The 22,045-nt window shown below is 41.0% G+C and carries 21 protein-coding genes; 5 read left to right on the top strand and 16 right to left on the bottom strand.

Features of this window, described 5'->3' with window-relative positions; translation table 11 throughout:
- Positions 1-111: 111 nt before the first annotated feature.
- From RI557_RS05670 to RI557_RS05615, 12 genes are all read right to left on the bottom strand, one after another.
- On the bottom strand, positions 112-2,004 hold the full coding sequence (locus RI557_RS05670; RefSeq protein WP_310667860.1) for an ATP-dependent DNA helicase RecQ: 1,893 nt from the start codon (positions 2,002-2,004) through the stop codon (positions 112-114).
- Between the two features lie 44 nt (positions 2,005-2,048).
- Positions 2,049-3,134 carry an efflux RND transporter periplasmic adaptor subunit gene (locus tag RI557_RS05665; RefSeq protein WP_310667859.1) on the bottom strand — a complete coding sequence of 362 codons (1,086 nt, stop codon included), beginning with the start codon at positions 3,132-3,134 and terminating at the stop codon, positions 2,049-2,051.
- 2 nt (positions 3,135-3,136) lie between these two features.
- The gene (locus tag RI557_RS05660; protein WP_310667858.1) at positions 3,137-4,384 is read right to left on the bottom strand and encodes an ABC transporter permease; all 1,248 of its coding nucleotides are present in this window, start codon (positions 4,382-4,384) and stop codon (positions 3,137-3,139) included.
- On the bottom strand, positions 4,384-5,613 hold the full coding sequence (locus RI557_RS05655; RefSeq protein ID WP_310667857.1) for an ABC transporter permease: 1,230 nt from the start codon (positions 5,611-5,613) through the stop codon (positions 4,384-4,386). Before RI557_RS05655 ends, RI557_RS05660 begins: the two co-directional genes overlap by 1 nt.
- Positions 5,606-6,274 carry an ABC transporter ATP-binding protein gene (locus tag RI557_RS05650; RefSeq protein WP_310667856.1) on the bottom strand — a complete coding sequence of 223 codons (669 nt, stop codon included), beginning with the start codon at positions 6,272-6,274 and terminating at the stop codon, positions 5,606-5,608. The genes RI557_RS05655 and RI557_RS05650 overlap by 8 nt, the downstream gene beginning before the upstream one ends.
- A gap of 84 nt (positions 6,275-6,358) precedes the next feature.
- Entirely contained in the window at positions 6,359-7,477 is a 1,119-nt protein-coding gene (locus tag RI557_RS05645; protein ID WP_310667855.1) for an endonuclease/exonuclease/phosphatase family protein, read from the bottom strand.
- Positions 7,478-7,487: 10 nt separating this feature from the next.
- Positions 7,488-8,396 (bottom strand): rhomboid family intramembrane serine protease, encoded by a 909-nt coding sequence (locus RI557_RS05640; protein ID WP_310667854.1) that lies wholly within the window; start codon positions 8,394-8,396, stop codon positions 7,488-7,490.
- Positions 8,397-8,416: 20 nt separating this feature from the next.
- Entirely contained in the window at positions 8,417-8,602 is a 186-nt protein-coding gene (locus tag RI557_RS05635) for a hypothetical protein (protein WP_310667853.1), read from the bottom strand.
- Complete coding sequence (locus RI557_RS05630) at positions 8,599-9,165, bottom strand: zeta toxin family protein (protein WP_310667852.1); 567 nt, start codon at positions 9,163-9,165, stop codon at positions 8,599-8,601. Before RI557_RS05630 ends, RI557_RS05635 begins: the two co-directional genes overlap by 4 nt.
- Before the next feature lie 22 nt (positions 9,166-9,187).
- A complete protein-coding gene (locus RI557_RS05625; protein ID WP_310682655.1) occupies positions 9,188-10,066 on the bottom strand; it encodes a rhomboid family intramembrane serine protease in 879 nt (292 codons plus the stop codon).
- Complete coding sequence (gene mutL / locus RI557_RS05620; RefSeq protein ID WP_310667850.1) at positions 10,066-11,940, bottom strand: DNA mismatch repair endonuclease MutL; 1,875 nt, start codon at positions 11,938-11,940, stop codon at positions 10,066-10,068. Before mutL ends, RI557_RS05625 begins: the two co-directional genes overlap by 1 nt.
- 23 nt (positions 11,941-11,963) lie before the next feature.
- The gene (locus RI557_RS05615; protein ID WP_310667849.1) at positions 11,964-12,269 is read right to left on the bottom strand and encodes a hypothetical protein; all 306 of its coding nucleotides are present in this window, start codon (positions 12,267-12,269) and stop codon (positions 11,964-11,966) included.
- 138 nt (positions 12,270-12,407) lie between these two features.
- On the opposite strand from RI557_RS05615, the gene RI557_RS05610 reads away from it, so the two are divergent.
- Positions 12,408-15,359 (top strand): glycoside hydrolase family 3 N-terminal domain-containing protein, encoded by a 2,952-nt coding sequence (locus RI557_RS05610; protein ID WP_310682653.1) that lies wholly within the window; start codon positions 12,408-12,410, stop codon positions 15,357-15,359.
- An 11-nt stretch (positions 15,360-15,370) separates the two neighbouring features.
- The gene (gene bshA, locus RI557_RS05605) at positions 15,371-16,516 is read left to right on the top strand and encodes an N-acetyl-alpha-D-glucosaminyl L-malate synthase BshA (protein WP_310667847.1); all 1,146 of its coding nucleotides are present in this window, start codon (positions 15,371-15,373) and stop codon (positions 16,514-16,516) included.
- Here bshA and RI557_RS05600 read toward each other — a convergent pair.
- Entirely contained in the window at positions 16,491-16,919 is a 429-nt protein-coding gene (locus RI557_RS05600) for a DUF6265 family protein (RefSeq protein ID WP_310682645.1), read from the bottom strand. The two genes, bshA and RI557_RS05600, sit on opposite strands and share 26 nt — an antisense overlap.
- A gap of 88 nt (positions 16,920-17,007) precedes the next feature.
- Between RI557_RS05600 and RI557_RS05595 the strand changes: the two genes are divergently transcribed.
- On the top strand, positions 17,008-17,217 hold the full coding sequence (locus tag RI557_RS05595) for a hypothetical protein (protein WP_310682643.1): 210 nt from the start codon (positions 17,008-17,010) through the stop codon (positions 17,215-17,217).
- On the opposite strand, the gene RI557_RS05590 is transcribed toward RI557_RS05595, so the two are convergent.
- The 3 genes from RI557_RS05590 to RI557_RS05580 all read right to left on the bottom strand — a co-directional run bounded on the left by RI557_RS05590 (position 17,214) and on the right by RI557_RS05580 (position 19,855).
- Positions 17,214-17,561 (bottom strand): translation initiation factor, encoded by a 348-nt coding sequence (locus RI557_RS05590; RefSeq protein ID WP_310667844.1) that lies wholly within the window; start codon positions 17,559-17,561, stop codon positions 17,214-17,216. The two genes, RI557_RS05595 and RI557_RS05590, sit on opposite strands and share 4 nt — an antisense overlap.
- A gap of 69 nt (positions 17,562-17,630) precedes the next feature.
- The gene (locus RI557_RS05585) at positions 17,631-17,987 is read right to left on the bottom strand and encodes a DUF3276 family protein (RefSeq protein WP_409079680.1); all 357 of its coding nucleotides are present in this window, start codon (positions 17,985-17,987) and stop codon (positions 17,631-17,633) included.
- A gap of 77 nt (positions 17,988-18,064) precedes the next feature.
- Positions 18,065-19,855, bottom strand: a complete 1,791-nt coding sequence (locus RI557_RS05580) for an ABC transporter ATP-binding protein (RefSeq protein ID WP_310667842.1) — start codon at positions 19,853-19,855, stop codon at positions 18,065-18,067.
- Between the two features lie 122 nt (positions 19,856-19,977).
- Here RI557_RS05580 and RI557_RS05575 point away from each other — a divergent pair, with 122 nt between their 5' ends.
- The gene (locus tag RI557_RS05575) at positions 19,978-21,084 is read left to right on the top strand and encodes a Glu/Leu/Phe/Val dehydrogenase (RefSeq protein WP_310682641.1); all 1,107 of its coding nucleotides are present in this window, start codon (positions 19,978-19,980) and stop codon (positions 21,082-21,084) included.
- Positions 21,084-22,043: a transcription antitermination factor NusB gene (nusB, locus tag RI557_RS05570; RefSeq protein ID WP_310667840.1), complete on the top strand. Its 960-nt coding sequence runs from the start codon at positions 21,084-21,086 to the stop codon at positions 22,041-22,043. The genes RI557_RS05575 and nusB overlap by 1 nt, the downstream gene beginning before the upstream one ends.
- The last annotated feature ends 2 nt before the right edge of the window (positions 22,044-22,045 follow it).

Below are 22,045 nucleotides of genomic sequence, written 5' to 3'. Positions count from 1 at the left end.
AAGAATAAAATGATGGATTAAGTTTGTGACTGTGAGAATTTTACTTCTCATTAGTTAAACATTAATTACCCTGTGGGAATTCAAAAGCTCTGCAACTATGCAGAGCTTTTCTTATTTTTTCTTCAATCTAAAACTGTTTGTTTCAACCTCTTCAATCGTTTGTTCATCGATCAATAGTCTGAGGTTTTCCAGCAGCGAATCCTTCCCGATGTTTGGATAAGCCTGCTCCGCTTCTTCGAGCGTGAAAGTTTTGTGAAGTCTCACGTATTCATTCAAATTAGCATAAGCGATGCTCCCTTTTTTCTTTTTGATGCAGTAGTCACAAATTCCGCATTCTTCGGTTCGGTTCTGACCGAAATAATTCAGCAACATTACAGACCTGCAGGTTTCTTTATTGCTCACGAAGTTTTCCATCGATTTGAGGCGTTTTTGAGCCCTTTCTTTCAGATCACTGTATGTCTCTGGCTGTAATCGGAATGAGGATGTGGAAATACGTTCGCGAGTGTAGGTGACAATGCCACTTTCGCTCTGCTCAGTGTAATCGACTATTTCCAGCTTTTTGAGGTATTTGAGTCCGGCTACGACTTCGTAGCGAGTTGATTTGAGCTTTTGTGCAATGCGTGATTCAAAAATAGAGATGTAGTCATCAAAGTAACCTTCATAGGATCTCAGGATTGTATCGATGAGCGGAGCCATTTTGGGCGTTCGCAATTTGAAGTCGTAAAGTGTTCGGTTATCGACCAGGAACATAAAGCGGGAAGTGTAAAAACCCGATTCGTTATAGCTGATGAGTCCTTCGCGCTGAAGTATTTTCAATGCACTAAAAACCACGAGCGGTTGTAAATCAAAATTGCGGGAAAACTTTTGAATATCGAGTTCGTGTGAAGTTTCAAACCCGCCACCTTCAGCAATTTGAAAGTAATTTCCCATGGCCTGGTAAATACGCTTTATTTCGCTGATGGGAGGGAAGCTCAACTCAAACCTGCGTTGTAACTCATCAAAATCGCTTTTGTGAAAGAGTGTTATCGCAAAAGACTTTTCGCCATCTCTTCCGGCTCTTCCGGCTTCCTGGAAATACGATTCAAGGTTATCGGGCAAATCGAGATGAAAAACCGTGCGTACATCGGGTTTGTCGATTCCCATTCCAAATGCATTTGTAGCACAAATCACTCGCGTTTTTCCCTGAATCCAGTCTTGCTGAATTTTTTGCCGATCATCACTTCTCAAACCTGCGTGGTAATAATTTGCGCTTATTCCCTGCCTGTTGAGCCAATCGGAGTATTCTCGTGTTTTCCTGCGCGATTTAAAATAGATGACTGATGATCCCGGGTTTTTTTGCAACGCTTTTAACAGGAGAGGATCTTTCTTTTCTGTCTCGGTGATAAAATAGGAGAGGTTTTTACGAGCAAAATCACCTTTGATAATATTTGATTGCTCAAAATGGAGTTTTTCCTGAATATCATCAGCTACTTCAGGTGTGGCAGTTGCGGTCAGAGCCAAAACCGGCACATCGGGCAGTAGTTCCCTTATCGATGCTATTTCCAAATAGCTGGGCCTAAAGTCGTATCCCCATTGAGAAATACAGTGAGCTTCATCGATTGCAAGGAGTTTGACATCCATTCTTTTGAGTCGCTCCGTGAAAAGATCAGTTTTGAGTCGCTCGGGAGAGGCGAAAATGAACTGGTATTTGCCGTGAACAGCGTTGTCGAGGACAATATCGAGCTGACGATAGTTGAGCTCTGAAGTGAGCGCAATAGCTGAAATTCCTTTTTTCTTCAACCCATCAACCTGATCGTGCATCAGTGCGATGAGCGGAGAAATAACAACCGTTAATCCGCCAAGCGCAATACCCGGAACTTGATAGCATATTGATTTACCGCCTCCTGTTGGAAGAAGCGCCAGGGTATCTTTACCATCGAGTACGCTCTTAATGATAGGGCGTTGCATGGCTCTGAACGAGTCAAAACCCCAGTACTTATTCAGTATGTTTAAAGGACTTTCCATTGTGAAAAGGCCAAATTACGAGAACGAACTGAGTTGCTCAACGATTACCGTTTTTCTTTTCCGCGCAGTAAAGCGTTTTCATCAATTCCGTTGATCACCTCTGTTTGGATGCCATCACTTAATCCGAGTTTTACGGGAGTACGCTCAAATACTTGTGAATCCTGCTGAACATAAACGTAAGCTTTGCCTTCTTTATACTCGACAACCGATTCACTTATCGAGAGAACATCTTTGCGTTCAGCAAGTGTAATTGATGCATTGGCAGAGTATCCTGCTCTTATGAAAGTTGAATCATCCTGTAATACTTCAGCCTTGATTTTAAACTGGATAGCTCCGTTTTTATCTTCGCCTTTTGGCGAAATGTGTTCCAGCTTGGCATCAATAGTTTTATTTTGAAGTGCGCCAATTGTGAGCGAAATATCCATTCCTTCCTGAACTTTTCCCACTTCAGCTTCATCCAAAAAACCTTCAAAGATCATTTCGCCCATATCGGCAACTGATGCGATGGTTGTTCCTTCATTAAAAGTGTTGGCTTCAATAACCTGGAAGCCGCGTTCTACTGGAACGTCTAATACCATTCCCGAAATAGTTGAACGCACAATTGTATTTGACGCTTCTTGTGAAGAGCTGTTAATTCCTTTTTGAATGATGGAAAGATTGTCTTTTGCTGCTTGTAGCTCGAGTTTAGCGTTTTCGTAAGCGATTTCAACTGGTTGAAAATCTGCTTTTGAAATTACGCCCTGGTCGTAGAGCTGCTGGTTGCGATCAAAATCCTGTTTGGCGTTATTGAGCTGAATTTCCGCCTGTTTAACGCGGTTTTGTGCATTGTTGAGATTCACCATGTCTGGGATGATCTTAATGCGTGCAATGCGATCGTTTTCGGTTACTCTGTCACCCGGTTCAACGTAGAGTTCATCGATGATTCCTGATACTACTGGTTTGATGAGAATCTCGTTGCGTGGAGTCACTGAGCCGGCTGCCACGGTTTGTTGCTTGATGGTTCTGACCGATGGCTTTACCGTTTCGTAAACTGTTGCAGGCTCCTGGTTTTTGTTGTAGAGGTAAAAAAGGGTGTACCCAAATCCTCCTAAAACTGCGAGTAACAAGATGGTGCGAATTGCTGTCTTCATATTTATTCAGTTCTTAATGCTTCAATTGGTTTAATTCTAACTGCTCGCGATGCGGGCATGATTCCGGCAAATACTCCTGAAATGATCAAAATCAATAGTGCCGTAACGGCTATTGTAAAATCGACTTCAGGGTTTGCGAAAAACTTGTGTTGTATGAGTTGGCTCGTTTGTTCCAGCAGGAAAACTCCTGCAATAAACCCTAAAATACCGGCTATCGTGGTCAGAACCATAGATTCTAAAATGATTTGCTGGATGATGTTGAGTGGAGTTGCACCCATTGCTCTGCGAACGCCAATTTCCTTTGTACGCTCTTTTACGATGACGAGCATGATATTTGATATGCCGATTACTCCGGCCAGTAATGTGAGTGTACCAACTGTCCAGGAGAGAATTTGAATTCCGGAGAACATATTGAGGAAACGCGTCATTTCGCGTTCCATATTCCAGGCTCCGATTGCTCGCACATCACCAGGATGAACAGAGTGTGCTTTTTTTAGAACTTGTTTAGCTTTTTCCTCAACTGATGAGGCTGAAACACCATCATCTCCGGTTAGTACAAACCAGCCGACTTCATTTCCTTTGTTGAAAGTGCGCTGAAATGTAGTGAAAGGGATGTAGATACTGCGGTCTTCATTCTCAGCTCTATCACCACTGAGTGATGATTTGAACTGGCCAATTACTTTAAAATACACATCATTGATCTCGATGTATTTGTCGAGCGGATCTTCTCCTTTTTCAAATAGCTCCTCAGCTACAATATCACCAACCACGCAAACTTTTCGGTAATCGGTCATGTCGCGTTCGTTGAGGAAGCGGCCTTTAGGGATTTGAAGTAGTTTTACGTCTTTAGCTTCAGGAGTGTAGCCGTTAATCTCAAATGCTCCAATTTTATCTCCTCGCGATACATTGTTAGCTCCTCGCCAACCGCCAAGTTGCAAACCGGGCGAGATGAGGTTGATTTCAGGAACCTGAGTTCTGAGCAGTTCTATATCGTCATTGGTAAATTGAATTCTGCGACCTTCCTGGTAGCCGGCATAAGGTTTGCTCGTGAACATTGACCACATGAAAACGCTGTTTGCCACTCTGCCCGAGAACATTTGAAGAGTTCCGTTTTTGAGTCCCTGTCCGGCTCCCAACATGATAATGAGCATGAGAATTCCCCAGCTTACACCAAAGGCAGTGAGAGCCGTGCGAAGCTTGTTGCGCGACAATGTAGCGTATATTTCGTTCCACTGGTCTCTGTCAAACATTACTCATCTCTTAGTGCAACAATGGGTTTTACTTTAGCTGCGTTCATAGCAGGGAACAGACCGGCAATTCCGCCAGCTATTACCAATAGAATCACTGCCCAAATAGCAGCTTGAAAATTCACTTCAGGGTTTTGGAACATAGGAGCCTGAACGACTGAAGACAAATACTCCAGAAGGGCAACTCCGCTGATCAAGCCGATGTAACCTGCAATGGATGTAATAATCACAGATTCCATTAGAACCAAAATCACAATGGAAAATGGTGTAGCGCCTAATGCTTTTCTGATTCCAATTTCTTTTGTCCGTTCTTTCACTACAATCATCATGATGTTGCTCACACCAATCACTCCGGCTATAACGGTCATGATACCAATTACCCAAATGAAAAGGTTGATGCCAGTAAAGATACTGTTGATCATTTGGTATTCTTCAGCAAGATTTCTCACGCGTAGTGCTCGTGTATCTGTGGGGTCGAAGAGAAGTTTTTTTGAAAAGTAATCGGTTACGCGTTCAGTCATGGAGTTTACTTCTTCGAGTGAAGCATCGCCAGTTGAGAAGATGATGCGCTGGAGTTGGTTCTGACCGTTATAAATTTTTTGAGCAACATTGACCGGGACGTAAACGGTGTTTTCCTCGCCTGATGAACCTTCATCAGTGAAGACACCAATCACTTTGAACATCGTGCCTGCCATTTGAAGATTTTCACCAACGGGATTGGGTCTGGTTGGAAAGAGTTCTTGCTGAACCTTACGGCCAATAACGATGACTTTTCGTTCATCATCGAGGTCTTTTTGGTTGATGTATCTGCCGCTTTCCACAATGGTGTTTTCCAGGAACTTGTGATCTGGATGGACAGAGCGAAGCGAGAAAGAGCCACTGTATTTCTCAGAGGAGACTTGTTCGCTCCATCTCATGAACCGGCCGGTAATGTGCTCAACACCGTCAATGTTGTTTTTGATGTACTCGTAATCTTCGTTCTTGAAAACGATATTCCGATTGGGCTGCATGCCCTTGTAAGCTTTGGAAGTACTTCCGGGAGTAATAAATACAGAATTAACCGCATCATCTTTAAAATCTTTTTCTACTCCGTTTTGTAAACCTTTACCTGAGCCGAGTAAAATAATAAGCATGAAAATGCCCCACGCCACGCTGAATCCCGTGAGAAAAGTACGCAGTTTATTTGTGCGTATGGTTTGTGCTATTTCAGCGAAGCTGTCGCGGTCAAACATTTTTTTCTATTCTGCCATCTTTTAAACGAATAATACGATCGGTCATTTCAGCAATGTCGTTCTCGTGCGTTACGATCACAACAGTATTACCCTGACTGTGAATTTCCTTGAGCATGTCCATCACGCTGTGTGATGTAGTTGTATCGAGTGCTCCTGTAGGCTCATCAGCCAATATAACTTTAGGGTTCGTAATGAGCGCCCTGGCTATTGCAACACGTTGTTTTTGTCCGCCCGAAAGTTCATTTGGCAAATGGTGAGCCCATTCTTTTAATCCAACTTTTTCGAGATATTCCATTGCCTTTTGATTTCGTTTTTTGCGCGATACTTTTTGGTAATAGAGTGGAAGAGCTACATTTTCAAGAGCAGACTTAAAACTTACGAGATTGAACGATTGAAAAATAAACCCGATAAAATGATTGCGGTATTTAGCTGCTTTTGTTTCGTTCAGATCCTTGATGAGCATGTCATCGAGCAGGTACTTGCCCGTGTCGTAATTATCCAGTATTCCGAGAATATTCAAAAGCGTAGATTTCCCACTTCCTGAAGAACCCATAATGGAAACCAACTCACCTTCTTTGATGTGCAGATCAATTCCTTTCAAAACCTTGAGCGAGTTAGCACCAGTCTTGTAGGATTTTTCGATATTCTCGAGTTTAATCATAAAAGCAAAAATAGCTTTTGAATTGGTACAGGAAACACATTTTTTGTCGGGCGGAAGCTTTGCGTGACAAGTGGCTGTATCGGTTTAATTGACCGTGAAAGTTGCACTGATAGGTCGGTGATCTGAAAAGCTTACAGAATGGGTACGGAAATTCTTAAACTGGACAGAATGACTGCCGTAGATATAGTCGATTCGCATACTGGGGATTGTTCCAAAACCTTCATAGGTTAGTCCAAAACCGTTTCCGGATTCTAAAAAGGCATCCTTCATGAGTTCACTCACTTGCTGAGTATTAAACGTAAAAGGCGTTTCATTGAAGTCTCCGGCAATGATCATAGGAAATGGACTTTCACTCATGTGCAGGAGCAATTCATCTACTTCTTGTGTTCGCCTTTCAGTAGCGAGGATCAACTTTTTCAAGATTGACTTTCCACCTTCAATGTTTTCGTTATTCGGTTTTTTGGATACATCTTTCAGGAACTCATAATCACGGTTGTTGAATCCGAGTGAACGTAAATGAACATTGTAAATACGAATAATTTTATTCCTGATTTTTATATCACTGAAAGTAGCATTAGCCTTAGAGTTTTGTTGGTCAGATCCGGGAACAACAACCCCCGATTTTACAATTGGGTACTTCGATAATGTAGAGAGCCCGAAAAAATAATTGGGCTTGTCGCCTTTGGTTTCCTGGTACTCAAAATAAGTATTGGTAGCATTGAGTCGTTTTGGTACGAGGTGGTAATTTTGAGTGTTTTCCCCTTTTTGACCGTGGTAAAACTCCTGTAAAAGATAAACATCAGCGTTTTGCCTACTCAAAAAACTCACAATACTGTCACGAGTTTTGAGGCTATCTTTCCAACTGTATTTATTGAAAAGACGAACATTATAACTGAGTAGCTTAATTTCATTTGAATTACCAGTTACACGAACTTCATCTTTGTTGTAAGCATATATTTCAAGAGGCTTAGGGAGTGTTCCCAAAATTGCCGCCAAGGGTAGTATAGCCAGCAATGGCTTAAAAAAGAGTGCAAGAATGATGAAAGTGAGATTAGCAAAAAGCAGGTAAGGGTAGAGCAGTCCTAAAACCTTGAACTCAGGAAGGAACTGTAAATCCACTTTAGCCGATAGATGGGATAGTAGAAGTACAAGAGCCAAAACGATACTGGCGATTAAAAAAATGGCGATAATTACTTTACGCATAACCGCAAAGTTAACGTTTGCTCATCTTAAAAAGGAAATCTTTTTCTTCAGAAGTTAAACTATCATAACCCGAGTGAGATATTTTATCGAGTATATCGTCTATTCTTTTCTGAACCTGATCATCAGTCATAGAAGAACGGTTAGAGCCTTTGGAAGCTGAAGCTTTGCGCTTCCCGGCCGACTTCTTTTTCGGGTTTTTGTGTACAACTTTCATCTTTGGTTTTGGTTGCAGCGCTTTCCAAATGTTTTCGAAGAAGTTGATTATCGGATCGGTGATTTCTTTTCCGTTTTTGAGTTGCATTCCGTAAAGCAATCCAAAACCGGCTCCACCAACGTGTGCTATTTTTCCTCCTGTATTGGCGTTTAGATCCAGGATTGTCGACAAAATGAACCCAACGAGAGCGAGGTATTTCAATTTGACGTTTCCAAAGAAAAGCAGCCTCAATTGAAAATCAGGAAGTAAAGTGGCAGTACCTATCATGACAGATAAAACTCCGCCCGATGCTCCTATCAAAAAGCTGGATTGAGGAATGATTGAAGGAAAAACTGAAGCGAGCACGTAGAGCAATCCGCCAGCTAAGCCACCAAAAATGTAGAGAATGAGGACACGGTTCTGACCGTAAATATCAGCTAAAATGCGGCCGAGCCAATAGAGCCACAACATGTTGAAGAGAAAGTGGAAAAAACCTTCATGCACAAACATGTAAGTGAAATACGTCCAAATGTGGATGAGTGAATTCAGGATTCCGGCCGGTAAACCAATAGCTCGCAAAATAGTCTCGTCAGTTGCCGGAGAGGCAATAGCCAACGCGATGTTGAGCACCAAAAATACAGCCGCGTTGATCAGTATCAATTTTGATAAATGATTGCGACCGTAAAGGACTTTCTTTAAATCTTCAACGATGAAATTATTTGTCATACGAATAAATCAGTGTTACCCTATCCTCTTTTATATTTAACCTTATCTGGTGCTTCGTAAGGATCGAGTTCAATTATCTTACCATTTTTTTCTATAATCAATGGACTGTTAATTTGTCGCTTGTATTTTACGAGTCTTTCGTAAGTGAGTTCAAGCCCCTTGACTATTTTGTCATTGACGTTATTTGATTTTTTTTCTTTTATCATATTGATGATATTATTTTATTCCACATTTCATCGATGTAGATATCTGTTTTTCCGCTTTGATTCTCAGCAATGACCTGGTGATTATTTCCTGAGTTATCGATAAAAATCCAATTATCTACTATTTTCTCATAAAATTCAAAAAAGTTGGCTATTCCGTTTTTGTAACATCTTTTGATAACATTTACCGGAATGTCGTGTCCGCCTTCTTTAACTCTTTGTTTCACGCGGCTAATTGCCAGCTCAGTAGATGATAACCAAAAAAAGATACAGGTTGTTTCATATCCTTCATCCTTAGCTCGTTTAATAATATTGAAATAGCTCTTTGTGGCTAAAGTGGATTCAAAAGAAAAACTGTTTCCGGCATCTATTAGGCTTTTAATCTTTTTCAACATTATTCTGCCAGCTTCAATTTTTGCTTTATCGGGATTGAAAGGAGATAAACCTCTCGCTATTTCATCAGCATTTATAAACTCTTCACAATCGAGAATATCAGGTAAAATAGTATATGAAGCAGTTGTTTTACCTGCTCCGTTACAACCTCCTATTATGTAGAGTTTTTTCATTTATATCAAAAACTTGATGAGCCTAATAATAATCGTTAAAAGAGTTGTTTTGGTTTCGGTTTTGCCAAATTTTAATCAAAATATAACCAAATAGCATTCCGCCAAGGTGAGCAAAGTGAGCTACATTATCACCCGGGCTATTCATAATTCCTGAAACAAATTCGATTAAACCATATCCAATAACAAAGTACTTGGCTTTTATTGGAATTGGAAGAAATATAAGAAATAGCCGAACGTTAGGGAACATCATTCCAAAAGCGAGTAACAACCCAAACAACGAGCCTGATGCACCTACCACATTTGGCAAATTGAGGAAATGCAAACGGTATTCATTCATGAATGTATAAGCCTTTTCCAGGTCTCTTTCAGAACCTACGCCATCAGCAACGCTTTGCAAACTTGGCTGAGCATTGCGAAACATATCGTACATATTTCCGTGAAATTGCTTGCTGATTTCAAACTTGTGCTCGGCAAGTAAGGCTCTGAGTGTATCTGATGAAGGATTGTTCAAAAACTGGTCGATTAAGCCAATTACCGGACCAATATCATTGAAGTATAGAATCACATAATGCAAGAATGCTGCACCAATCCCGGTAATGACGTAATATGTGAGAAATCGCTTAGATCCCCACGTGTTTTCGATGGCGCTACCAAACATCCACACGGCAAACATGTTGAAGAAAATATGTGAGAAACTACCGTGCATGAACATATAAGTCACTACTTGATAGATCTCGAACTTTTGAGAACCAACCCAGTGTAATCCCAGCATATCATTGAGGTTGATGCCGAATGAGGATTGCAACATCATTGTGGCCAGAAACATGAGTCCGTTTATGATCAGTAAGTTTTTAACTACGGGAGGCAACATTTGAAAGCCTCCAACTCTGTGTTGGTTCATCAATTAAATAGTTTGTCAAATTCTTCAATCGTAAAAGTATGAATAATAGGTCGGCCGCCCGGGGTGGTGTAGGGGTTTGAACAGGCAAAAAGCTCTTCGATCAAAACCAACATCTCGTCACGAGATAATTCTTTACCACCTCTAATGGCAGTTCGCTGCGCCAATGAGCGCGCAAAAGCTTCCTGCTTATCTAACTTTAATTCCTGTAAGTTGTTCTTGTAGTTCTCTAAAACAGTCTCCAATAATTCCTGAGGGTCCTGGTTGACAGCATAATCAGGCATTCCCTGAACAACAAATGTCGTTTTCCCAAATCCCGATAATTCAAATCCCAACATTTTCAATTCATCGCTCAATTCTTCAACCAATGTAGCATCCTGAGCTGAGAACTGAACTTGTTGCGGGAACAGTGATTGCTGCGAACTGGCCGGATTATCAGCCAAAAAATCAGTAAATCGCTCAAAGAGAATGCGTTCGTGAGCTCTCGACTGGTGAATCAAAACGGCACCAGACTTAATCGTTGAGAGAATGTATTTCTTGTGAAGTTGAATACACGGCATTTTGTGTTGTTCCTTTTCTTCAACTTCAAATGATTGTTGATGCGTATCACCGTGAGTTTCATTCTCCTGATCGAGGTGTTGAGCCGTCCATTTTGCCATTTCAGGATTAGCCTGAAAGAGCTTTTCGTAATTCTCTCGTTGCATCGCCTTTGATGCTTCAGAACCACTGAGTTTCTTTCGGTCAGAGCCGGGTTTCCCGCCAAACTGTTTGTTCTCTTCAAACGGATTGTAGCTCGTATCCACCTTAATTTGAGGAGGTGTAACCGGCTTATTTGTGGACGGACCATCAAAACTGGTTTCCTGTTCAAAATCGATGGTTGGTGTAATGTTGTACTGCCCGATTGCCTGCCTTACAGAGCTGCTCACAATTGCGTAAATAGCCCGTTCATCTTCAAATTTTATTTCAGTCTTTGTCGGGTGAATGTTGACATCGATAAAATCCGGTTCAACCTGAAGTTCGATGAAATAGGAAGGATGATAACCTTTTGGAATGAGCTCTTCCATTGCCTCACTAATAGCGTGATGCAAGTAGTGTGATTTGATGAAACGTCCGTTGACAAAGAAAAACTGCTCACCTCGAGTTTTGCGGGCAGACTCCGGTTTTCCAACAAATCCGCGCAAGTCCAAAATATTCGTCTTTTGCTCAACAGGTACCAGTCGTTCCCTGAACTTTTTCCCAAACACAGCTACAACCCGTTGCCTAAATGAACCCGGATCCAGGTGAAACAATTCGTTATCGTTGTGATGAAATGTAAACTTGATGTGCGGATTTGGCAATGCAACGCGTTCAAATTCATCGATGATATGGCGCAATTCAACCTGATCACTCTTGAGGAACTTTCTGCGTGCAGGAACATTGTAAAACAGGTTTTTAACAGCTATTGATGTTCCGTTTTTGGTTTGAGTGGGTTCTTGTTTTTTCACTTCAGATCCCTCCACTAAAACCTGAGAACCAAGGTCGTTATTGCGCTCTTTTGTTTTGATCTCAATATGTGAAATCGATGCGATTGAAGCGAGAGCTTCACCGCGAAATCCCATTGTTGTGATGGAAAAAAGATCATCTGAGCTGCGAATTTTGGATGTGGCATGGCGTTCTAGAGCCATCCTGGCATCTTCGTCACTCATTCCGCTACCGTTATCGATTACGCGAATGAGTGTTTTGCCGGCATCTTTCACAATGAGGTCAACCTCAGTTGCGTCAGCATCTACAGCATTTTCAAGTAGTTCTTTAACTACAGATGCGGGTCTTTGAATAACTTCACCCGCGGCTATTTGATTGGCAATGTTATCGGGTAACAGTTGAACGATATTCGCCATTCTGATTTTTTCTCAGTTTAGTGTTAAAATGGTAATTGGAAATCTGTAAAAATGAACAGATAGAAGAGGAGCACAAGTACTCCGGCTATGAGCGCGATCCTGAAGTTTGACTTCTTGTTGGCTCGTTTACGGCTCTGACCGTGACCCCATTGAGACTGAATCTTAGACCTGAGGTCACTGGCATCGGCATTTTTGCCTTCCTTCTCCAGTGCTACCTGCTTTTCAATTTCAGCTACGCGTGCATCGAGAGCTTCTTTCTCAGCATCGTAATAACGCGGTTTAAAGCCAAAGCCGCGCGGTTTATTTTGTTTGAAAATCGTATATCGCATACTGATGGCCAAAAATACAAAATGATTTTGTGACTATGTACGTTGTTATGCACATCGAATGTTGGGGAAATTCATCTGTAGGTTCATTTTTGTGAAATTGGATTGGCTAAATTCGCAACGTTAATTTCAATTTGATTTATGAATAAGCTACATCTGTCGATTACACTTGTGCTTGCGTTTTTTGCTGTCTCTTTTCACGACTGGCAAAAAGTACAGGTTGACCCTGATTTTGAAACTGCAAAATCTCCCTGGGCCGATAGTGTACTCAACGGGCTTACGCTGGAGGAAAAGATAGGCCAGCTATTCATGGTGGCCGCTTATTCCAACAAAGATGAACAGCACGCTGAAGAAATTGATAAGCTTATTGAAAAACACAACATTGGCGGACTCATCTTTTTTCAGGGAACTCCTTACAAACAAGCCAAACTGACGAATCGTTATCAAAAAAAGTCAACTATTCCATTGCTCATCGGGATGGACGCAGAATGGGGACTTTCAATGCGTTTGGACTCTGCCATGCGCTTCCCTCGCAGTATGATGGTTTCAGCGGCAGATAATGATTCGCTCACAACTGAACTGGGCCGTGCTATGGCGCAACAACTCAAGCGAATTGGTGTACATGTGAATTTTGCCCCAGTCGTTGATGTCAATAACAACCCCGATAATCCGGTGATCAATTCAAGATCGTTTGGTGAGGATAAGTTGAGAGTTGTTAGAATGGGGAAAGCACTTTCAAAAGGGTTACAGGATGAAGGTGTTATTGCTGTTGCCAAGCATTTTCCCGGTCATGGTGACACGAAGACAGATAGCCACAAGGAATTGCCGAAATTACCATTTGACCGTAATCGACTGGAAAGCCTGGAGTTATTTCCGTTTCAGGAGATGATCGATCATGGAGTTGGAGGGATTATGGTTGCTCATTTGAATGTACCGGCTTTGGTTGATGAACCAAATATTCCCACAACATTGAGCAAAAGTGTTGTGACCGATTTGCTCAAAAAAGAAATGAATTTCAATGGTCTCACATTTACCGATGCTCTCAACATGAATGGTGTTACCGAAGGCCGTGATGGTGCTGATGTCGCTCTTGAAGCTTTTTTAGCCGGGAATGATGTATTGCTGTTTCCTACTGAAATTCCGTCAGCTATCAAGGCGATAAAGAATGAAATAAAACGCAACGGTTCGCTCGAAAAGGATTTGAATGAACGAGTTCTGAAAATACTGAAAGCCAAAGAATGGACAGGCGCTACAAAGTTTGATTCAATCAATTTGAAAAATATCGGTCAGAGCCTCAACCAGCCAAATCACGTTCAACTTAATCGAGACCTGAACGCCAGAGCGCAAACTCTGGTTCACAACAATGGAAAAATTCTGCCTTTTGGAAGGTTAGACTCTCTCAACATTGCGAATCTTTACTTTGGTGAAAACGATCGTTTTGCTTTTCAGGATGAGTTACAACTCTACGGAAACATCAAAACTGTTTACAGCAATAAAAAACCAACTTCATTTGAACGAAAATTGATTCGGGAAGAGTTGCAAAGTGCTGATGTAGTAATTGCATCGCTACACAACACGCGACTTTATCCTACAGGTAATTTTGGAATAACGAATGAGTCGCTGTCCTTCATCAAAGAATTGGCAAAAGAGAAAGAAGTAATTCTCGTTCACTTTGGAAATCCTTATGCGTTGCGCAATTATGATGCTTTGGATTCACTATCTGCAATTCTCGTGAGTTATGAAGAGAGTGAGTTTGCACAGCATTATGCAGCAGAGGCACTTTTTGGAGCAGTTCCGGTTTCGGGTAAGCTGCCTGTAACAATTGATCAGCATTACATTGTGGGGAGTGGCGCTCGCACAAAAAAGATAAAGAGATTTACCTATTCAGAACCACAAACAGCAGGCTTGAATCCGCAGGTTTTGTCCAGAATTACCTCAATCGCCCAGCACGGCATTGATGAACAGGCGTATCCCGGTTGTCAAATTTTAGTAGCCAGGAAAGGGAAAGTCGTTTACCACAAGGCAATGGGTAAGCATACCTACGAAGACAATGCTCAACGCGTGGCTCTGACCGATATTTACGATCTCGCATCAATTACGAAGATAGCTGCTACAGTGAGTTCTCTAATGATACTAACTGATAGAGGAGAGCTCAATGTGAACAATACACTGGGAGATTTTATTCCGGAGTTTGTAGATGGTACGGATTATGAAAATCTCAAGATCAAAGATATTTTGACTCACCATGCTGGCTTAAAAACCTGGATTCCATTTTATAAATCTACACTGTCAAATGGCGTTCCGCGTTACGATGTTTACTCGGTTGTACAAAGTGAGATGTATCCGCATCGCGTAGCAGAGAATTTCTATATCGAAAAATCTTATCCTGATTCTATCATAAAACGAATTGTTGAAACTCCGCTCAGCAAAAATCAAGACTACTTATACAGTGATTTGGGCTATTATTTCATGCAACGGATTATTCAAAAGGTGACAGGTCAATCGCTCGATGAGTTTGCAACTGAAAATATCTACATGCCTATCGGAATGGGAACTACACGTTATCTGCCACGGGAGCATTTTGATTTGGATAGAATTGTACCAACAGAATACGATGTTTATTTTAGGCAACAACTTATTCACGGTGATGTGCACGATCCGGGAGCCGCAATGTTAGGTGGTGTAGGGGGACATGCCGGTTTGTTCAGCAATGCCAATGATTTGGCCAAGTTGATGCAAACCTTTTTGAACAATGGAAGCTACGGAGGCGTTAATATATTTTCTGATTCTGTTATCAAGAATTACACTGAGTGTTTATATTGTGAAGATCCTGAAGTTGAAAACAGGAGAGGAATTGGATTCGATAAACCTGTAAGAGATGATGATGGCGGACCAACTTGTCAATGCGTGAGCTACGCTAGCTTTGGTCACACCGGGTTTACGGGAACAATGGCCTGGGCAGATCCTGAACAAGACATTGTTTACGTGTTTTTATCGAATCGAATTTATCCTTCAGCAGCTAATAAAAAGCTGATCACAATGGATATCAGAACAGATATAATGCAGGTTATTTACGACTCAATTGAGTACTGATTTTTGAAATTATGAACATTGGAATCGTTTGTTACCCAACTTATGGTGGTAGTGGAGTAGTCGCTACCGAATTAGGAAATGCGCTTGCCAAAGAAGGCCATAAAGTACATTTCATTACTTACAGCCAGCCCGTTAGATTAGATATACTTGAAGAGAATATTTACTATCATGAAGTAAATGTTGAGGATTATCCTCTTTTTCATTATCAACCTTATGAACTCGCTTTGGCGAGCAAAATGGTGGACACAGTTAAAAATGAAAAGTTGGATATTTTGCATGTTCATTATGCCATTCCGCACGCTTTTGCTGCTTACATGGCTAAAAAGATTTTGATTGATGCGGGAATCAATGTGCCTGTCATCACGACACTTCACGGTACCGATATTACACTTGTTGGTAAGAACCCGAGCTACAAACCGGCTGTGAAGTTTAGTATTCAGCACAGTGACTATGTAACAAGCGTGTCAGAACACCTCAAAGAGGAGACAATTGAGTTTTTTGATTGCTCAACGCCTATTGAGGTGATTCCAAATTTCATCGATTTAACTCTCTATCAGAACCGCAAGAATTGCGAAAAAGCGAGACTTGCTGAAGATGGACAAATGCTTATTACACACATCTCTAACTTTAGAAAAGTAAAGCGCGTCCACGATGTTGTTCGCATTTTTAAAGGAATTCACGATCAGATCCCGGCTCGTTTGGCTTTGGTTGGTGACGGCCCCGAGCGTTCTAAAACGATTGATGAGGCAAGAGAACTCGGTTTGGGAAGAGATGTCATTTACCTCGGAAAAACAAAAGAGGTAGAACGCGTATTGTGTATGAGCGATTTGTTTTTACTTCCTTCAGAAACTGAGAGCTTTGGTTTGGCAGCTCTAGAAGCGATGGCTGCTAAAGTGCCTGTTATTTCATCGAATACCGGTGGTTTACCTGAGGTGAATATTGATGGCAAAAGCGGTTACACGAGTACGGTGGGAGATGTAGAGTCGATGATCGCCAATAGCCTTTCGGTTCTGACCGATAAAAATAAACACGAAAAATTCAAACAAGGAGCTTTTGATGTAGCTCAAACATTTGATATTCAAAAGATTTTGCCTCGCTATGAGGAACTCTACGAAAGAGCGATGAGAGAATCTAGTTCGAAAGGCGTCCAAACTTAAACGCAGCAGATTTTGGTATTTTACCAGCAGATCCATGAACGATTTTCACGAGAGAATCTCCTGAAGTGCGGTAGAGAATCTCTTTAGGGAATTGGTATTCAGGATTGTGGAAGATGATTGAAGTGTCGTTCTTTTTCTTGATCGTGAAGCGGTAAGGCTCTATCGTTTTGTCGTTTACGAGTTCGAGTGTCATGCCATCTTCTTTGTATATTTTTGAGAGCCACATGATTGAAGTGTCATTGCCATTCGAGTATTTTACTTCACCGTAAATCGTGTCGTTACGCAATTTCCAGGACTCCATTTGGTTCGTATTATTAAAACTGCGCTCCCAATCGCCAGTGAGCCAACTCAACTCTTTGAGATCATGGGATGAACAGCTCGAAAGAAAAAAGGTTATGAGCAAAGCGCAGGCAATAAATTTTACGGGTGAATGTTTTATTTGTGGCATTGAAGTTGTGATGCTTAAATTTGTAATCGAAAAATCAAAAGTGATGAAAAATATCTTTACATTCTTATTAGTAGCTTCTTTTTTTGGAATAATTGGCACATCATGCTCTAAGTGTTACGATTGCAGCCGATCAGTTGTGATTGAAGATTCGCAGGGTAATCCAATTGACACAACTAACTCTAGCGAAGAAGTGTGTACTGCTGATGAAGGTGAAATAGACAACCGCGAAGCTGAAGGGTATAGCTGTTCTTAACCACCGGCTTGCTTAGCGTTGTAGCCTTCTTTTTTAAGAACCTCCAGCACTTTATTGCGCATTTCGCCCTGAATAATGATTTCACCCTCTTTTGCAGAGCCACCTGTACCACATTTTGTTTTAACCGTTTTGGCCAGGTCTTTTAAATCATCTTCAGATCCGATAAATCCTTTTACCACAACAGCGGTTTTACCGCCTCGTCCTTTCTTTTCAATGCGCACTTTCAGGTTTTGCTCCTCAGGAGGAAGTGTTTCTTCCACACTTTCACCTTCGTAGTCGTATTCGTAATCAGGGTTTGTTGAATAGACTACATCAACACGTTTTTTCTTGTTCTTTTTGCTCATATCATCAAAAGTATAACAATAAAAAAACCGCTCATCAAGCGGTTTTTTCACAATGTAAGAGAAGTGAGTTTAGCTTTTTTCCTGTGGTTCACCGTTGTCGCCAAGTTCGTCAAAACTCACTTCAGTAAACTGGTTTTCAAATTTGTCGTTCAGGCGTTCGTTTTGTTCCTGCTTCAATTCAATAATTTTTTGGAAAGAATCGCTCAGCGCATCACTGAACTTTTCAAAATCCTCTTTGTAGAGAAAGATCTTGTGTTTTTTGTAGTGAACAGATCCGTCTTCGTTGAATTTTCGCTTACTTTCAGTAATCGTCAAAAAGTAATCGTTGCCTTTTGTAGAACGCACATCAAAAAAGTATGTACGCTTGCCTGCTCTCACTCTTTTAGCGTAAATCTCTTCTTGTTCAAAATCCTTGTTGTCTTCCATGGTCCGTTTAGCTTTAAATCTCATCAATAATAGAGATTTCAAATGTATTGAAAAAAGACCTACGGAAAAAAATGGGGTTAAGCTTCCTGTTCTTCTAAAAGTTGTTGTTCGTACAAGTCGCTGTAAACACCTTTTTGAGAGAGCAATTCAGCATGATTGCCACGCTCAACAATTTTGCCGTCATCCAGCACTATAATTTGGTCACAGTGCTTCACCGAAGACACCCTGTGAGAGATAATAACAGAAGATCTCCCTTTCATAATGCGTTTGAGATTCGTTAAAATACGCTCTTCAGTTTGAGTATCAACTGCTGACAAACAATCGTCAAAAATGAGAATATTGGGTTTTTTGATCAGAGCCCTTGCAATGGATAGCCTCTGTTTTTGTCCGCCAGATAAAGTGATACCGCGCTCACCAAGTTCAGTTTGAAAACCTTTAGGAAACTCAGCAATATTATGATAAACCTGTGCATCTTTAGTGGCCTGTTCAACCGCCTCTAAATTATTTTTGGTCAGATCCAGCCCAAAAGCAACATTGTTTTCTATCGTATCAGAAAAGAGGAAAACCTCTTGCGGAACGTAACCAATTGATTTCCTGAGTTGATTGAGGTTGAACTCCTTAATAGGTTTGCCGTCAACGCGAATTTCACCTTGAGTAGGGTCAAACAATCTACCAATCAAATTAGCGATTGTCGTTTTACCTGAACCTGTTCTACCAATAACTGCCAGAGATTCACCAGCTTTAATCGAGAAGCTAACACCTTTTAGCGCTTCAATTCCGCTATCAGGATAGACGAAATGAACATCTTTAAACTCGATATTTCCTTCAACAGGTGTATCGGTGTGAACGTGGTTTTTGATTTCCGGTTCTGACTGTAAAAATTCATTGATACGTTCCTGAGATGCCGCAGCACGCTGTGTAAGCGATGTCACCCATCCCAGAGCTGCCACCGGCCAGGTGAGCATATTCACATAAATCACAAACTCGGCAATATTACCGGTTGTGATTTCGCCAGAAATGGCGAGTTCACCACCTATGTAAATCGTTAGAATTGTACTAAGACCTATTAGCAAAATCATTAAGGGTTGGAACAGGGCATTAACTCTAACAAGTTCAAGATTTTTATCTTTATAGGTTTCAGTTTCTTCTAAAAAAGCCTTTTCGCGATCCATATTGATGTTGTAGGCCTTCAAAACACGAATACCTGAAAAAGCTTCCTGAACAAAAGTTGAAATGTTCGAGAGTTGTCTCTGCACTTTTTCACTTTTGATATTGATAATGTTGCTCACATAATAAATCGAAATGCTGAGCAGCGGGAGTGGAGTGAGCACATAGAGAGTGAGCTTGGCGTTAACTGAAATCATTGTACTGATGACTAAGACAAAAAGCACAATGAGATTGAGCGTGTACATAATAGCCGGACCCAAATACATCCTTACTTTACTCACATCTTCACTGATACGATTCATGAGGTCCCCGGTGTTATTGCGCTTGTAAAAGGCCAAACTCAAATCCTGGTAGTGCTGGAAAACCTCATTTTTTAAGTCGAATTCGACAAGTCTCGACATCACGATAATCGTTTGACGAGTAAAAAAGAGGAAGAGTCCATTCATTAAAGCCATGAGTAGAACAAAGCCTCCAAAGAGCAATAGCATTTTACTCAAAACCGCATAGAAGTCAGCATGAAAGTAAGTTCCGTTCAATACTTGATACTGGACAATTGTCTCCTTTACAATATCAAATGCGTAGCGAATTATTTGAGCGGGAAAGATTTTGAAAACATTCGATATAGCAATGAATAAAATGCCCAGTAACAGGCGCCATTTGTATTTGACTAAATATTTATTGAGGTATCGAAGTGATTTCATTCAGTTGAGTACTTTCCTACATTAACAAATCCCGAGAAAAAAGCTACATTTGCCGTCCCAAATAACGGAGCAAATGTATAGTAAATTTCGTCTCTGAATATTAACGTTCTAATACAATAAACATGGATGTGAATACAGTTTCACCGGCCGATAAAACACAAAACCCTGTAATTCAGGAAATGTTTCAAATGGGACATGAACAGGTGGTGTTTTGTCAGGATGATGCAACCGGTTTAAAAGCGATCATTGGAATCCATAATACCACATTAGGCCCTGCACTTGGCGGTACCAGAATGTGGACTTACGACAACGAACTTCAAGCTATAAACGATGTTTTGCGCCTATCGCGCGGTATGACTTACAAAAATGCAGTAAGCGGCCTCAACCTGGGTGGTGGAAAAGCTGTAATAATTGGTGATTCTCGCACGATGAAAAACGAAGCGCTCATGAGGCGTTTTGGAAAATTTGTTGATTCACTCAATGGAAAATACATCACTGCTGAGGATGTTGGAATGACTACTCAGGATATGGAGTTTATCAGCAACGAAACAAATCACGTTGTCGGTAAACCTAAAGAGCTAGGTGGAGCAGGTGATCCTTCTCCGGTAACAGCTTACGGAGTTTACCTGGGCATGAAAGCTGCTGCAAAAGCCGCTTACGGATCTGACGATTTAGGCGGTAAAAAGGTAACTGTTCAGGGAGCAGGAAACGTTGGTCGTTATTTGATCGATCACCTTATGAAGGAAAATGCTCAGGTTTCTATAGCTGATATTTTTGACGATAAAATCAAACTCGTTACTGATAAACATTCATCAGTTAATGTTATCGATTCTGATAAGGTTTACGAAAATGATATGGATATTTACGCTCCATGTGCATTGGGAGCTACTGTCAATGATGAATCACTCCAAAAACTAAATTGCAATGTGATTGCCGGAGCTGCCAACAACCAGCTCGCTGATGAAAAGAAACACGGTGTGGCAGTTAAGGAGAGTGGTATTATTTACGCTCCTGACTACGTGATTAATGCCGGTGGAGTAATCAATTGCTATTCAGAACTCGAAGGTTATAACCGCGACAGGGCGATGAATAAGTGCGAAACGATTTACGACACGACTTTACGTATTTTTGAACTTGCCAACGAACAAAATATCCCTACCTACGAAGCAGCTAATAAATTAGCTGAGCAGAGAATTGAGCAAATCGGAAAGATAAATAAGACCCGTTAATGCAAGAAGGGATGATTAACAGACGCTACCTACGCGTCAAAGGACTACAGGCTATTTACGCATTTGAGAGCGATAATGCTGATATGACTGTTGGTGAAAAAAACATGCTCACTAGCATCAATAAAATTTACGACCTGTATCTCTATGTTCTTGAACTCACTAACGAAGTTGCTGAGAAAGCGCGTAGGAATATTGAACAAAACAAAGAGAAGCGACTGGCAACTGATGAGGATCTCAATCCAAATCTCAAGTTTGTCAACAATGCTATTGTTCAATTGCTGGACAACAACACTATTTTTAGAGCCGAGGTTGAAAAGAAAAAGATCAACTGGTCGCTCGAGTCAGACAATATCAAAAAGTTGTGGCGTCAAATTCGCGATAGTGAAGAGTATGCCCAGTACATGCAAAACCCGGAGCAGTCCTTTGAGGAAGACCAGGAGTTCATGGTTAAAATCTTCAAGCGCTACATTGCCAGCTTTGAAGTGATTCACGACTTTTTTGAGGACAAGAGCATCTACTGGAGTGATGATTTAGCACTCATTATTTTAAGTGTTATCAAGACATTCAAAAACATGACACCTGAAATGGGAGAGCAAAGTAATTTTCTCCTTCCGCTTTTCAAGGACAGAGATGACGATCTCAAATTTGTAAGAGAACTGTACAAGCGAACAATCGTGAACAAGGAATCGCTATCTGAACGTATTTCTCAAAACACCACAAACTGGGAGTTGGAGCGTATAGCAAAGCTCGATGTTGTACTGATGAGAATGGCTTTGTGTGAATTATTATATTTTACGGGCATTCCTGTAAAAGTGACTTTTAACGAGTACATCGAGCTGGCAAAAGATTACAGCACACCAAAATCAAAAGTATTTATCAATGGAGTGCTCGATAAACTAGTTGCCAAACTCAAAAAAAATGGCGAAATTTCGAAAACAGGTAGAGGTCTAATCGAATAATT

The organism is Salibacter sp. (assembly GCF_031581065.1).
GTDB lineage: Bacteria > Bacteroidota > Bacteroidia > Flavobacteriales_G > Salibacteraceae > Salibacter.
Note: the sequence above shows the minus strand (reverse complement) of the source record. Positions and strands in the feature narration are given on the sequence as shown.

Excerpts from the sequence above, each read along its gene's own strand:
- RI557_RS05670 (WP_310667860.1), bottom strand. The coding sequence starts at position 2,004 with ATGGAAAGTCCTTTAAACATACTGAATAAGTACTGGGGTTTTGACTCG.
- RI557_RS05665 (WP_310667859.1), bottom strand. The coding sequence starts at position 3,134 with ATGAAGACAGCAATTCGCACCATCTTGTTACTCGCAGTTTTAGGAGGA.
- RI557_RS05660 (WP_310667858.1), bottom strand. The coding sequence starts at position 4,384 with ATGTTTGACAGAGACCAGTGGAACGAAATATACGCTACATTGTCGCGC.
- RI557_RS05655 (WP_310667857.1), bottom strand. The coding sequence starts at position 5,613 with ATGTTTGACCGCGACAGCTTCGCTGAAATAGCACAAACCATACGCACA.
- RI557_RS05650 (WP_310667856.1), bottom strand. The coding sequence starts at position 6,274 with ATGATTAAACTCGAGAATATCGAAAAATCCTACAAGACTGGTGCTAAC.
- RI557_RS05645 (WP_310667855.1), bottom strand. The coding sequence starts at position 7,477 with ATGCGTAAAGTAATTATCGCCATTTTTTTAATCGCCAGTATCGTTTTG.
- RI557_RS05640 (WP_310667854.1), bottom strand. The coding sequence starts at position 8,396 with ATGACAAATAATTTCATCGTTGAAGATTTAAAGAAAGTCCTTTACGGT.
- RI557_RS05635 (WP_310667853.1), bottom strand. The coding sequence starts at position 8,602 with ATGATAAAAGAAAAAAAATCAAATAACGTCAATGACAAAATAGTCAAG.
- RI557_RS05630 (WP_310667852.1), bottom strand. The coding sequence starts at position 9,165 with ATGAAAAAACTCTACATAATAGGAGGTTGTAACGGAGCAGGTAAAACA.
- RI557_RS05625 (WP_310682655.1), bottom strand. The coding sequence starts at position 10,066 with ATGAACCAACACAGAGTTGGAGGCTTTCAAATGTTGCCTCCCGTAGTT.
- mutL (WP_310667850.1), bottom strand. The coding sequence starts at position 11,940 with ATGGCGAATATCGTTCAACTGTTACCCGATAACATTGCCAATCAAATA.
- RI557_RS05615 (WP_310667849.1), bottom strand. The coding sequence starts at position 12,269 with ATGCGATATACGATTTTCAAACAAAATAAACCGCGCGGCTTTGGCTTT.
- RI557_RS05610 (WP_310682653.1), top strand. The coding sequence starts at position 12,408 with ATGAATAAGCTACATCTGTCGATTACACTTGTGCTTGCGTTTTTTGCT.
- bshA (WP_310667847.1), top strand. The coding sequence starts at position 15,371 with ATGAACATTGGAATCGTTTGTTACCCAACTTATGGTGGTAGTGGAGTA.
- RI557_RS05595 (WP_310682643.1), top strand. The coding sequence starts at position 17,008 with ATGAAAAATATCTTTACATTCTTATTAGTAGCTTCTTTTTTTGGAATA.
- RI557_RS05590 (WP_310667844.1), bottom strand. The coding sequence starts at position 17,561 with ATGAGCAAAAAGAACAAGAAAAAACGTGTTGATGTAGTCTATTCAACA.
- RI557_RS05585 (WP_409079680.1), bottom strand. The coding sequence starts at position 17,987 with ATGGAAGACAACAAGGATTTTGAACAAGAAGAGATTTACGCTAAAAGA.
- RI557_RS05580 (WP_310667842.1), bottom strand. The coding sequence starts at position 19,855 with ATGAAATCACTTCGATACCTCAATAAATATTTAGTCAAATACAAATGG.
- RI557_RS05575 (WP_310682641.1), top strand. The coding sequence starts at position 19,978 with ATGGATGTGAATACAGTTTCACCGGCCGATAAAACACAAAACCCTGTA.
- nusB (WP_310667840.1), top strand. The coding sequence starts at position 21,084 with ATGCAAGAAGGGATGATTAACAGACGCTACCTACGCGTCAAAGGACTA.